This window comes from Priestia sp. KCTC 13724, from assembly GCF_056820425.1.
In genome coordinates, this window is the sequence record NZ_JBXDLD010000151.1 from 1 (window position 1) to 12,568 (window position 12,568).

A 12,568-nucleotide genomic window follows, 5' to 3' on the forward strand; every position below is an offset into this window, starting at 1 on the left:
TCATTTTTCTTCTCAAACGGAAAAATAATAAAACGGAAAATTCAGTCAATATTTATGCGACGTTAGTGAGTTAAACAGTATATAAAAAAGCTCGTATACTCTCTCTTCTTTAAACGGATAATAACGAAAGAAATGTTATGTTAAAATGAAAGGAGTAAGACAAGATGAAAAAAAGAAAATATTTATTTGGCCTTCTATCCACCATTTTATCTGTAGGATTCCTTTTCGGTTGTAATGATAAAAAAGGATGAAGCCGAGCCCGATCCAACTGAAGAACCTTCTGAACAAAAGGCAGAAAATGATCGCAACAATGGACCACGAGATGTGGGATTCCAACCCGATGGAACCGAGAATAATAATGTAGATGATAATAATCAGACACGATTAGAGGTAGCTGATAAGGCTGCAGATCGCATTGCTAAATTAGACGAAGTAGACAGTGCAATTGTGATTGTTACAAACCGAAATGCCTATGTGGCAGTTGTTTTACGTGATGGAACAAAAGGAGAAGTAACAGATCGTTTAGAAAAGAAGATTGCCGATCAAGTAAGAGCGACAGATCCAGATATTCGAGACGTATTTGTATCATCTAATCCTGACTTTGTAGAGCGTATGAGGGATTATGGAAACAGAATTAATGAAGGCGCTCCAGTAAAAGGGTTATTTGAAGAGTTTACTGAAACCATTCGAAGAGTATTTCCTAACGCTCGTTAAATTAGAGTGATTGAGCGTAACAAGTCCATTCGCTATGTGCTAAAAAAGAGAAACCCTTGTTCAACGGGTTTCTTTTTTAGTTACTATGATAGTAGGGTTTATCAAAAAAACTCATACTTTGTGGACAAAGTATAAGCCTTTGGTTGACCGATCAGCAAATTAACTATCTCATTTTTCCAAATAATCTATAGTATTATATCATTTACACTTTACCTATATGTCAAGTAGGAATTAAAAATTTGAATATTCTTTTTAGTTAAAATATGGTATTATTTTATGTAACAAAAGGAGGTTCTATTGTGACAACTACCATTACCTATAAACGAAATTGTCCTATTAATGCGCAACAACTAATCAGCGTCTTTGCATCTTCTGGTATCAAGCGTCCTATCCAAGACGTGGCTCGAATCCAGAAAATGATTGACCATGCGAATTTACTGATTACGGCTTGGGATGGTGAAAAGCTAATTGGCATCGCTCGCTGCGTAACTGATTTTAGCTATTGCTGCTACGTATCAGATCTTGCCGTGTGTAAAGAATACCAGCAAAAAGGAATTGGAAAAACACTTCTCAATAAAATAAAAGAAGAAGCAACTGATCAATCAGCCATTATTTTATTATCTGCACCAAGCGCAGTTGAATACTATCCTCATATTGGTTTTGAACAAGTGGACGTCGCTTTTCGTATTCCTCGTTCCAATTAAAAAAGTCTCAAAGCACTTGTATAAACTCAGGTGCTTTGAGACTTTTTATCGGGAAGAAATACCGTGAACGTACTTCCTTTATTTATGCGACTTTCAACAGAAATCGAGCCTTCATGTAAGTTAACAATTTTTTTAGAAATCGCAAGCCCCAGCCCATTACTTTTTAGCGACCTTGATTTATCTACTGTGTAAAAGCTTTCGAAAATGTACTTTTGATCTTCTTCATCTATACCAATTCCCGTATCTTTCACTGAAACGGTTACACCTTCTTTCATAGAAGCCATTGAAACTTCAATCGTGCCGCTTTGATGCGTATATTTAATACTGTTTGAAAGCAAGTTAAGCCATACTTGCTCCAGTAGCTCTTCATCTCCTTCAATCCTAACTCTTTCTAAATCGAGCTCAATCTCAAGTTCCTTCTCTGTCCACTGTGGCTCTAACGCCAGAATGACATGACGGATTTGTTCATCCAAATCGTACGTTTTGTGATGAAACGGATGATGCTCAGCATCTAATGAAGCTAGCTTTAAAAGATTCGAGCTTAATTGTGAAAGCCTTGTACTTTCTTTTTCAATAATCGTTAAATATTGCTGCTTTTTATCTTCACTCACAATATTATCTTTTAAGGCTTTTGAAAAACCTTTAATAGAAGTTAACGGTGATTGAATTTCATGGGAGACGCTCGCAATAAACTCTTGTCTCATCGTTTCAATTTTGTTGAGTTCTTTTGCCATTTGGTTGAAATTTTTGGTTAATAAACCAATCTCATCGCTAGATGCATGCTCAACTTGAACCGAGTAATCCCCCTTACCTACTTTTTTCATTGCTCCACTTAATCGCTGAATTGGTTTGATAAGAATCGTAGAAACGTATGCAAATAAAATAATTCCAATAAACAACACGCTTATGAGCTGAATAAGCTGTACGTCTTGAATAACAGAAATTTGCCTTTGAGGATGCGACTGAACAAATAAAGCATATTTCTGATTATTTTCAATAAAGGGTATTCCCACAATGTTTGGTTTTGGCTTATTGGATGGTTCACTTTCAACCGTTGAAAACCGATCTCCCCGCAAAACATTATCTACAACGCTTTTGTCAATGGGCAAGGTCGGTCCTCGATCGCCTAATACTCTCCTATTATACTCGGAATCAACAATAATAAATGAAAAGTGAATAAATGATGTATTCGATAAAAAACGAGCGGCTTCATCGGAACCATTTGCACCGTATAATTGAATGAACTCCTCACCCATCCGAAACATATCCGGTTCTAGCTTATCACCTAGCCTGTCTTTACTTAAAAGTGTTGTAATAGTAATTGTAATAATAACGCTTAACACAATCGTTATTATAAACGAAAGCACCAGTTTCAAATAAATTGACTTCACATTAACACCCTTCTAGTTTATACCCTAGCCCTCGAACGGTTTTAATTTCAATATTTGCCTTAAGACCACTTTGATTTAAGCGCTCACGAATCCTTTTGATGTGGACATCAATAGTTCGTTCATCTCCTTCGTAATCGAAACCCCAAATACTTTGGATAAGCTGGTCTCTTGTGAAGATTTTCCCAGGTGAACTCGCCAATTTAAACAAAAGATCAAATTCTTTTAGAGGAAGGCTTTCAACATAGTCACCAACATGCACTTCAAGTTTCGTACGATCTAATCGTATATTTTCAATATGAACAATATTACTTGCTTCAATTCGATACCTTCTCAAAAGTGCCTTCACTCTAGCAACTAATTCTTCAGGGTTAAATGGCTTGACAACATAGTCATCCGTTCCAATATCAAAGCCTTTTAGCTTATCGTGAGCTTCACCTCTAGCCGTTACCATTAGTACGGGTATATCAAAATACTCTTTAATCTCTCTTGTTAATTCCCATCCATCTTTATAAGGCATCATAATATCTACCACGGCCAAGTCTACTCTAAATTCTTCTAACTTTTGCCACGCTTCTTCTCCATCTCCTGCTTCAATCACTTTAAATCCTTGTGTTTCTAGATAAACTGAAATCAGCTCTCGAATATGCTGATCATCGTCTGCTACTAAAATTTGAATCACGCTGTATTTCCCCCGTCCATTATCATCCTTTATCATGTGACTTTATTATATAAATTAAATATGAATTGAATATGAACAATGCTCTTACTTTGTTTTCAATCGCTCTTGTTGAACAATTTGCTGCAAGTAAGATAAAAATATATTCCGTAAATCTTCTCTTTTTAAAGCCATTTCAACCATTGCCTGTAAGTAACCAACCTTATCACCAATGTCGAAACGACTTCCTTTTAGCCGCACACTAAAAATCTGTTCATACTGAGATAAATCTTTTATCGCATCTGTTAATTGTAATTCATTTCCTACTCCTTTTTCAATTTTTTTTAGCGACTGAAAAATAGAAGGCGTTAAGATATATCTTCCCATAATGGCTACATTCGATGGCGCTTGCTCAGGTTTTGGCTTTTCCACCACGTCTTCAACTGAATATACATCCCCAACCACAGACCCAGCTTTAATAATTCCATACTTTGATACATCTTCTTTCTTTACTTCTTTAACACCAATAACCGATTGATTCAGTTCTTCATATACCTTTATAAGCTGCTTCAAAGCCGGCGTTTCACCTACCATTACATCGTCACCAAGCAAGACTGCAAAAGGTTCATCTCCAATAAACTTCTCTGCACACAAGATTGCATGCCCGAGCCCTTGAGGCTCCTGCTGCCTGATATAGTGTACGCTTGCCATCTTCGAAATACGCTGTACATTTTCTAATAGTTCATACTTTCCTTTTTCTACTAGCAGATGTTCTAATTCAACTGACTTATCAAAATGATCTTCGATTGCTTTTTTATGCTTACCTGTAATAAAAATAATGCTTTCAATGCCCGCTTCTACTGCTTCCTCCACAATATACTGCACGGCAGGCTTATCAACGATTGGGAGCATTTCTTTTGGAAGAGCTTTTGTGGTTGGTAGAAACCTAGTACCTAACCCTCCAACCGGAATGACTGCTTTTCTAACGTTCATAGTGTTCCCTTCCTTCCATTGTTTTTGTAAACACATAGCGATTTGTTAGCACAAAATTAATTCCTAAACTACCTATACTTGCAGCCCCTTTACTTACAAAAAGGTTGAAAGAGGCATATTCATGACATAACAGCAAAATAAGTGAACTACAAATGAATGTAACCAAATTGACAACTAAAAATTTAGTAACTTCCTTAACCGTTGAGGGCTCTTTTCGTTGAAACGTCCATTTTCTGTTTAGCGTATAGCTATTTGCAACTCCAGCTCCATAAGATATCCACTGAGCAATTAAATAATACATGCCAAATGACACGAGCACCATGTAGACGCTTAAATCAATTACCGTGTTTAAGACACCAACTGATGAAAACTTTGAAAATGCAAGTAAGCCTTTTTTATTCACGATGAGCAAACTTTCTTATCGGCTGTTGCTTGTATGTTTTTCTCACAATATAAAGCGGACGATTTTTGGCTTCGTCATAAATCCGACCAATATATTCACCAATCATTCCTAAAATCACCAAAGTAAAGCCACTAAACAACAGTTGAATAACAATAAGAGATGACCACCCTGCAATTGTGTTATCCGTAAATAGCTTTAAATATAAAACGATAATAAGATAGACAAAGCCGATAAAAGATAATGCTACGCCAGTATAAGTTGCTAGTTTTAAAGGCTTATATGAAAAGGAAGTAAGGCCATCAAGCGATAATTTCAGCATCTTTTTCAGCGGATATTTTGATTCCCCAGCTGCTCGTTCATCTCGTTCATACTCCAAGGCAATTTGCTTAAACCCAACCCAACTGACAAGACCTCTGACAAATCGATTCTTTTCTTGTAATAGCTTCATTTGATCGCATACTTTACGATCTAGCAAGCGAAAATCTCCCGTGTCTAGAGGGATTTCAATATCAGTCATTGAGCGCAGTAATCGGTAAAACATGGCAGCGGTATGCTTTTTAAAATACGATTCTCCTTTTCTCTTTGTACGCTTCGCATAGACTACGTCGTAACCTTGCTTCCATTTATCAATCATTTGGAGAATCAATTCAGGTGGGTCTTGTAAATCTGCATCAATGACTACCACCGCATCTCCCTTGGCATAATCCATGCCAGCAGTAATTGCAATTTGATGACCAAAGTTACGTGCAAAATCTAACAGCATAACTGACGAGTCTTGTTGACTATATTGAATTAAAATATCTGCTGTTTTATCGCGGCTACCGTCGTTCACGAAGAGAAGCTCATACGCTTCTCCTGTGGACTTCATCACTTCTGTTAAACGATGGTAAGTTGTATGAATAACCTCTTCTTCGTTATAAACAGGAATGACAATGGAATATTTAATTGCACTCATTTATTCTTCTCCTTTCATATCAACATAATAGAGTTGTGAAGCCCCTCCACCAGGTCCATCTTGTTGGCTATTCTCATTTTCTTTCCATTCTTCGGAAGGAATCTCTGTGCCGTTCTCCTGAATCCAGCTAATAATGTCAGAGTTTCCACCCATTCCTCGATTTCCAATTAAGAAGTAGTGAACATCTCCACTTGCAACAAGCTTTTCAAGTTCTGTAACTGTTAAAATGGAATCAGCCCCTGAAAAACCTCCCATCGTCATTACGGCTTCGCCCGTTTCAATGATATACGGTGCTGCCGCTGTGGAATCGAGCGTAGCAAATAGGTACTTTGTTCCGTTGCGATTCTTTTCAAGGAACGTAAGAAGAGATTGGTTAATCTGTCCATTCATTCCACGACCGTCATTCCTCTTCTCTCTATTGGTAGAACTCTTTTCATCATTAGGTGCTTCATTCGTATCTACTTGATTGTTATTGTTTATTGAGACGTCTTGTTCATCACCTGGAAATGCCATATCATCCATTTGAGGTAGCTGTTCATCTTGCGAAGACGTTGGACCCGCTTCTGGAAGCATGCTGTTTCCACCATAAAGAATTGGTGTCATTGCCCAGTAAAGTGGACCAATCACAAGCACAATAAGTGCTGCTGTCATCATATACGTATTGATTGCTGATCGCTGTTTCATACTCCCAAGTGCTAAAGCCAATGTAATTCCGATAATCCCCACAGCCAAGATAGATGCAAGACCGATTGTTTCACGATCCGGTAGCATAATGCTAACCTGCAACCCAGCTGTTAATGCAATACCTACCGGCAACAGCCATGACTTCCACCCTTCGAGGCCACGATATGCCTTCCATAAAACTGGGAGTCCTGCTCCTATTACTGCTGCTAACGGCGGTGCTAGCATGATGAGGTAATACTGATGGAAAAATCCTGCAATGCTAAAGAACACAGCTACTGGTACTAACCACGCTAACCAAAATACAGTATGAAGAACTTTCGTGCTTAGGGTTTCTTTTACTCTTGCCCCTCCCAACAAACTGATAATGCTCACAATCGCTAATGGTAAAAACCAGCTAATCTGATCTGCAAGTCCATCTTGAATTAATCGAAACATGCCAGGCGTTCCTGTATTAAATCTTCCAGCGTTTCCTCCACCAGGGTCATTGTTATCTCCGTCCATCTGTGGAGGGGATTGTCCGCCTGGTGCATTTCTAAAATTTGAGTCTTGTCCACTATCTAAGTTTGAGTTTTGCTGATTTTCATTGTCACTTGAATCAGTTGTATTTCCTCCACCTTGCATCCCTTCATTTTCTAATGCTAATTCATCTTGCTTATCACCGCTTGGAGGTATCAGATGCTCACCTTGTTCTTCATTTTGTCCACGGCTTCCTTGGGGGCTACCCCCACCAGACATCTCTCCTGTCAAACGCGAAATACCGTTGTAACCGAGCGCTAGCTCTAATACTGAGTTTGTTTCACTACTTCCAATATAAGGCCTTTTATCTTCTGGAATTAAGTCAACAATTGTTGCCCATGAAAGCGATACAACAATTAGTAGTACTGTCGCTCCAGATAATAAGCTGATTTTTTTCTTCCAGTCAATCTTTGCTGATAGCCAGTAAAATAAATAAAATGCTGGTAAAACCATATAAGCTTGCATCATTTTCATATTAAATCCAACACCAATGAGCACAAACGCTAGAAACAGCCAGCGATGTTTTTTTATGGTTACCGCTTTAAACAGCATCCACGTTGCTAATAATAAGGTAAAAACAAGTAAACTATCGATGTTGTTGGTTCGACTAACGGCTGGAACAATTGGCGTTATAGCCATGGTTAGCGCAGCTATTCGCCCCGCAGCTACACCAAATACTTTTTTTATCATGACGTACAGCAGAATAACTGACCCTACTCCTGCTAACGCTTGAGGCAAAATCACACTCCAACCGTGAAATCCAAAAATCTTAGCACTAATCGTTTGAATCCAAAACGCAACGGGCGGCTTATCCACCGTTACGAACCCCGCTGGGTCAAACGATGCAAAAAAGAAGTTATGCAAATTTTGCATCATGCTTTTGACAGCTGAGGTGTAATACTGGTTGACATATTCATCTTCCCATATATTCGTAAAGTTTAAGGCTACAGCTAGTGTTAAAATCCACACTAACCATTTATCAATTTTTTTCTTTTTTCTATTCATTCTTTCACTCCCTTATTGATTGTAAGGCTAGTGTAATAAACGAATATGAACTGATTATGAACATTCTTCTTAGATTAACTATTTATGTACAAAAAAAAGCAGGTGTAATCTACACCTGCTTACCACTATAACCCTGCGTTACGCTGCAATCGTTTGGCAATCTCTGCGAACTCATCTGGACCGATTCCAGGAGCAAACTCTTCAGTTACCTCTTCTAAGTCTGGAATTTTCGCACCTTTAGGCGTTCCTTCAATGACTTCTAGCTTCCCACCATCTTCTGGGTGCGTACCTTTCCAAATCTTCGCAATTCCCATATAATCAGCATCACTAAATGTATAGAGACGGCGATGAACACCTTGGTCTTCATATTTTCTAGCAGCATCGAACGATTTGTTACTCAAATTTGGAATTGGCACTAGTTTTGTAACATCCACACCGGTTGCGATTTCTAACGCTTTAGCATATGCCACAACGTGAACCCCACCACGAACTAATAAATATCCAATCATTTCACGAGCAACTGGGTTATCTGTCATTTGGTATACCCTCATTTTATGGGTTCTTGCCCCACACTCCAAAAAGAAATTGTGCAATAAATCCAGAATTAAATTTCCACTATTAAAGACATTTTCTCCTGTCCAAGCTTTTCCCATAGAGTCGAATGGATAAGCTGTTTGCGCAGTGGCAATAAAATGCTGGGTATTGCGCACATCCTTTGCATCCTGCATTGGCGTAATGTCTGGATCACCCGGAAACGTAGATCCTTCTAACATAAGATTAATTGTATTGGATACGAGTTCTACATGCCCAAACTCTTCTGCTGTAATGCTCGCAACTAAATCATAAAATGGGCGCAGCTTTTTCTTTGTACGAAAATTAAATGACTGATACATATAGTTGTTTAGAGTAGACATCTCTCCAAACTTACCACCTAATAGCTCTTGTACAGCAGCAGCTGCGTTCGGATCTGGATTTTTCGACTCTGGTAAATCAATTAATAATTTATCAATCCGCTTAAACATAGCGCATTCCTCCACTCTCTCTGAAAAATTCCATTCATTAAGATGTATGAAGTGACAAGGTTGTCTCATTCGCCAAATGAACTTTTACACAAAAACTGTGCACCTCAACCGTTAAACCATCTAACAATTGAGGCGCATTTTTTTTCTGCTTATTATTCAGGCATAATCCACACAATTTGTTGAATACGTACAAAGAAGCTAGAATCTTTTGATTGAATGACAACGTGATCAATTTTAACATCCTTAACTTTTCCACGTATGTTTCCACGTACGGTTTCAATAACTACTTCTTTCCCCTTGACTGATTCAAGAGTCGCAAATACATAAGGATCGACTTGAGTTACCATATAAGGCGCTTCATAATTACGCTCGTCTTGTTCATAAGTCATCCGTTTATCGTCTCCTTTTTTCTATTGTCGTTTTAATGTATGCATCATTCTTTCAAATATGAACATTTATTAACGTACACACTTATGCTTTACATGGCTTGGTTCTAGTGAATATAATAAAACAAAAATGAAAAAAGGCAGGCTATTTATGAGCGAAGATTATGCATTTCGATTTCATATTAAAGACTCTTATCCAATAGACAAACCTGAGACAAAAGAAGCTGTTGTTTTCACAAAGATTAAAACAAAAGCGGGGGACATACTTTTTGAAGGAGATGTACGCGTGCACGTTACTTCCATTGGGGTATTTCCTGTAGTAAAAGATATTGCAAGTGCCGTATCAAATAAATCGCTTCGTCAGCTGTTAACTGCAGAAGTAAAGCGCTATGTTCGTCCTCACCGAAATTTTTTATAACTTTATCCAAACATTTGACCAAGAGGCCCTTCGTCTGCGATTATATCTTGAATATCATAAATAGAAATAGGAAAGTAAGGAATCCCATATGCATACGGTGCTAAATCATAGAGCTGATAAAATAACATAAGCGACTTATCGGCAATATAAAAGTCTTGATTTGGGTTAATTCCCGTATATTCTCCGAGAACCATAATGTCTCGTTCTTTAATCTGATTCTCCACGAGCTCAGATAAGCGTTTAACATAATTGCTGTCAGGCTTAAATAAATCCTTTAGTTTATATACCTTTCCATTCTTTGTTTTCACAATCAACCAAAAAAACCTGAACGATTAAAAGTTATGAACTCTCAATCGTTCAGGTATAGTAGAGGCTGAACTACTTATGTCTCAGTCTCTTTCTTGTGTCTAGGGTTTCACTTTAAATTGTTAATTGTTTTCGCTGCATCAACTGTATTTTTCAACAGCATCGTAATCGTCATTGGACCAACACCGCCTGGTACTGGTGTAATATACCCTGCTACTTCTTTTGCTGGTTCATAATCAATATCACCAACAAGCTTTCCATTTTCCATCGTGTTCCCAACGTCAATAACGATAGCACCTGGCTTTAAGTCTTCTGCTTTCACTAAGCGTGGTCGACCAACAGCAGACACTAAAATATCAGCTTGCTTGATCATTGCTGATAGGTCTTTTGTGCGTGAATGAGCAATCGTTACCGTTGCATTTTCTTGAAGAAGAAGCATAGCAACCGGCTTTCCAACAATGTTGCTGCGACCAATTACAACTGCATGTTTACCTGAAATCTCTTCACCTGAACGCTTGATCAGCTCAATGATTCCGTGTGGTGTACATGGGAGATAGCACTCGTCTCCAATCACCATATTTCCAACACTTACAGGGTGAAAACCGTCTACATCTTTTTTAGGAGAAATCGCGTTTAATACAGCTTTTTCATCAATATGATTTGGTAATGGCAGCTGTACTAAAATTCCATGTACAGCTTCACTTTCATTCAGCTGTTGAATTTCTTGTAATAATTCTTCTTGTGTAATGTTAACATCACGCTTAATTACTTCTGATGCCACGCCAATTTCTTCACATGCTTTTGCCTTAGCTTTCACATAAGAGTGTGAAGCTGGATTATCACCTACTAAGATAACTGTAAGTCCTGGTACAACACCTTGCTCTTTTAATTGTGCGACTTCTTCTTTTAAATCGGCACGTAATTCTGCTGCTACTTCCTTACCTTTAATAATCGTTGCTGTCATGTAAAACGGCTCCTTCCAAATCTTTATCTACGAATTATATTAAATAATCTAACACAAAAGTTCGTATTTTTTCAACATTTTTATAAAAAACTATTATTTTTTTATATATAATTCAAAAATAAACGGATAATATCTACAAAAAAACGTGTATGATATAAATCACACACGTCGCTTGCTCTATTCGTCATCTTCCATTAATCTTCCATAGATATGACTAACAATTACTTTTAACACTGTATAAGTTGGCAGTGCTAATAACAATCCTAAAAATCCAGCTACGCTACCCGCTATTAATAAAAGCAAAATCACGGTTACAGGATGAACGTCAAGCTTTCTTCCCATTACTTGAGGAGAAATTAAGTTACTTTCAATTTGTTGAATAATTAGTACGCCTAAAATAACGTAAAGCGCCATATACGGATCTTGAATTAATCCCATAATGACACCAGGAAGAGTCCCAATAAACGGTCCAATAAACGGAATAAGATTCGTAAATAATGCAATTAACGCTAACACAAGTGCATTATCTAACCCAATTAATAAATACCAAATATAAACGCAAACCCCAACGAACATACTGACAATAATTTGCCCTTGGATAAATGCACTCAATCCTGTATTTATCTTACTTAAAATTCCGTCGATATCATGACGATAGCGCTTTGGTGTCAAACGAACGATGCGCTTAGGTAAGTTTTCTCCATCTTTTAACATATAGAATAGTACAAACGGAACGGTAATAATGACAATAATTGTGCTTGTCAAAACGTCAAAAATCTTTAACGTACTTGTACCAATCGTCGTTGCCATATCCCCCACGTTCCCAAGTATATCAGTCAAGCGCTGCTCTAAATCAAACTTTGTTGCTTCTTCCGCAAAGCGAGCGGTGAACGGTGAATGTTGGAGATCTTTAATTAAATTCATCACGTCTTTCGCGAGCGTTGGTAGATAATTTGCTAAGGACAACAGCTGTTCTTGAATAATAGGATATAAAAATACGATTCCACCGGTTAGAAAACCAATGAATGAAAGAAAAACAAATAGAATCGCTAATGTTTTGGGGACCTTTGCTCTCATAATCAGTCGAACAATAGGGCTAAGTAAGTAATACAAAACCCCTGCGATTAAAATCGGAGCTAATATAGTTGTAATCATAACGCCAATCGGCTGTAAGATATACTGCACTTTTGACAGCATAAATAGAATTAATAATAATAATAAAATTCCTAATCCACTTTTAAAGAAACGCGGCATTTTCACACAATCTACTCCCTAATTTTATCTTAATTTATTTGTTAACTTTACTAGCTTAAAGATTCACTCCTCCTTACACATGTATAAATATATGTATTTCGTATATACGTAAATACGAACTATATTTCATCTATATAAGTTGAATTAAAGGATTACAATTACTCTCTGTTGAAGTATAAGGGTAACACTTACCAATGA

The 12,568-nt window shown here is 37.5% G+C and carries 14 protein-coding genes; 3 read left to right on the top strand and 11 right to left on the bottom strand.

The genetic code is table 11. From position 1 onward, the window contains the following. Positions 1–234 precede the first annotated feature (234 nt). Entirely contained in the window at positions 235–714 is a 480-nt protein-coding gene (locus AC1UFB_RS17020; RefSeq protein WP_100347644.1) for a YhcN/YlaJ family sporulation lipoprotein, read from the top strand. Between the two features lie 299 nt (positions 715–1,013). Further along, a complete protein-coding gene (locus AC1UFB_RS17025; RefSeq protein ID WP_025908869.1) occupies positions 1,014–1,418 on the top strand; it encodes a GNAT family N-acetyltransferase in 405 nt (134 codons plus the stop codon). 26 nt (positions 1,419–1,444) lie between these two features. Here AC1UFB_RS17025 and AC1UFB_RS17030 read toward each other — a convergent pair whose 3' ends face one another. The 8 genes from AC1UFB_RS17030 to AC1UFB_RS17065 form a co-directional block, all read right to left on the bottom strand. Next, on the bottom strand, positions 1,445–2,809 hold the full coding sequence (locus AC1UFB_RS17030) for a sensor histidine kinase (RefSeq protein ID WP_025908870.1): 1,365 nt from the start codon (positions 2,807–2,809) through the stop codon (positions 1,445–1,447). A gap of 1 nt (position 2,810) precedes the next feature. Continuing rightward, positions 2,811–3,488 carry a response regulator transcription factor gene (locus tag AC1UFB_RS17035; RefSeq protein ID WP_025908871.1) on the bottom strand — a complete coding sequence of 226 codons (678 nt, stop codon included), beginning with the start codon at positions 3,486–3,488 and terminating at the stop codon, positions 2,811–2,813. Positions 3,489–3,572: 84 nt separating this feature from the next. Further along, positions 3,573–4,457: a UTP--glucose-1-phosphate uridylyltransferase GalU gene (gene galU / locus AC1UFB_RS17040; RefSeq protein WP_100347643.1), complete on the bottom strand. Its 885-nt coding sequence runs from the start codon at positions 4,455–4,457 to the stop codon at positions 3,573–3,575. After that, on the bottom strand, positions 4,447–4,860 hold the full coding sequence (locus tag AC1UFB_RS17045; RefSeq protein ID WP_025908873.1) for a GtrA family protein: 414 nt from the start codon (positions 4,858–4,860) through the stop codon (positions 4,447–4,449). Before AC1UFB_RS17045 ends, galU begins: the two co-directional genes overlap by 11 nt. After that, positions 4,853–5,815 carry a glycosyltransferase family 2 protein gene (locus tag AC1UFB_RS17050; RefSeq protein ID WP_025908874.1) on the bottom strand — a complete coding sequence of 321 codons (963 nt, stop codon included), beginning with the start codon at positions 5,813–5,815 and terminating at the stop codon, positions 4,853–4,855. The genes AC1UFB_RS17045 and AC1UFB_RS17050 overlap by 8 nt, the downstream gene beginning before the upstream one ends. Continuing rightward, positions 5,816–8,020, bottom strand: a complete 2,205-nt coding sequence (locus AC1UFB_RS17055; RefSeq protein ID WP_482589538.1) for a glycosyltransferase family 39 protein — start codon at positions 8,018–8,020, stop codon at positions 5,816–5,818. Between the two features lie 125 nt (positions 8,021–8,145). Then, positions 8,146–9,042, bottom strand: a complete 897-nt coding sequence (locus tag AC1UFB_RS17060) for a manganese catalase family protein (RefSeq protein WP_025908876.1) — start codon at positions 9,040–9,042, stop codon at positions 8,146–8,148. Positions 9,043–9,194: 152 nt separating this feature from the next. After that, entirely contained in the window at positions 9,195–9,431 is a 237-nt protein-coding gene (locus AC1UFB_RS17065; protein ID WP_025908877.1) for a YuzF family protein, read from the bottom strand. 148 nt (positions 9,432–9,579) lie between these two features. Between AC1UFB_RS17065 and AC1UFB_RS17070 the strand changes: the two genes are divergently transcribed. Next, positions 9,580–9,846: a hypothetical protein gene (locus tag AC1UFB_RS17070; protein WP_062954487.1), complete on the top strand. Its 267-nt coding sequence runs from the start codon at positions 9,580–9,582 to the stop codon at positions 9,844–9,846. 2 nt (positions 9,847–9,848) lie between these two features. Here the strand turns inward: AC1UFB_RS17070 and AC1UFB_RS17075 are convergent, their stop codons facing one another. From AC1UFB_RS17075 to AC1UFB_RS17085, 3 genes are all read right to left on the bottom strand, one after another. Continuing rightward, the gene (locus AC1UFB_RS17075; RefSeq protein ID WP_482589539.1) at positions 9,849–10,154 is read right to left on the bottom strand and encodes an RsiV family protein; all 306 of its coding nucleotides are present in this window, start codon (positions 10,152–10,154) and stop codon (positions 9,849–9,851) included. Between the two features lie 107 nt (positions 10,155–10,261). Next, complete coding sequence (gene folD, locus AC1UFB_RS17080) at positions 10,262–11,116, bottom strand: bifunctional methylenetetrahydrofolate dehydrogenase/methenyltetrahydrofolate cyclohydrolase FolD (protein WP_025908880.1); 855 nt, start codon at positions 11,114–11,116, stop codon at positions 10,262–10,264. 177 nt (positions 11,117–11,293) lie between these two features. Continuing rightward, entirely contained in the window at positions 11,294–12,370 is a 1,077-nt protein-coding gene (locus AC1UFB_RS17085) for an AI-2E family transporter (protein ID WP_025908881.1), read from the bottom strand. Positions 12,371–12,568: the final 198 nt, after the last annotated feature.

Bases quoted from the DNA above. Each gene is read 5' to 3' on its own strand.
- AC1UFB_RS17085 (WP_025908881.1), bottom strand. From the start codon at position 12,370: ATGCCGCGTTTCTTTAAAAGTGGATTAGGAATTTTATTATTATTATTA.
- AC1UFB_RS17060 (WP_025908876.1), bottom strand. From the start codon at position 9,042: ATGTTTAAGCGGATTGATAAATTATTAATTGATTTACCAGAGTCGAAA.
- AC1UFB_RS17055 (WP_482589538.1), bottom strand. From the start codon at position 8,020: ATGAATAGAAAAAAGAAAAAAATTGATAAATGGTTAGTGTGGATTTTA.
- AC1UFB_RS17065 (WP_025908877.1), bottom strand. From the start codon at position 9,431: ATGACTTATGAACAAGACGAGCGTAATTATGAAGCGCCTTATATGGTA.
- AC1UFB_RS17070 (WP_062954487.1), top strand. From the start codon at position 9,580: ATGAGCGAAGATTATGCATTTCGATTTCATATTAAAGACTCTTATCCA.
- folD (WP_025908880.1), bottom strand. From the start codon at position 11,116: ATGACAGCAACGATTATTAAAGGTAAGGAAGTAGCAGCAGAATTACGT.
- AC1UFB_RS17050 (WP_025908874.1), bottom strand. From the start codon at position 5,815: ATGAGTGCAATTAAATATTCCATTGTCATTCCTGTTTATAACGAAGAA.
- galU (WP_100347643.1), bottom strand. From the start codon at position 4,457: ATGAACGTTAGAAAAGCAGTCATTCCGGTTGGAGGGTTAGGTACTAGG.
- AC1UFB_RS17020 (WP_100347644.1), top strand. From the start codon at position 235: ATGATAAAAAAGGATGAAGCCGAGCCCGATCCAACTGAAGAACCTTCT.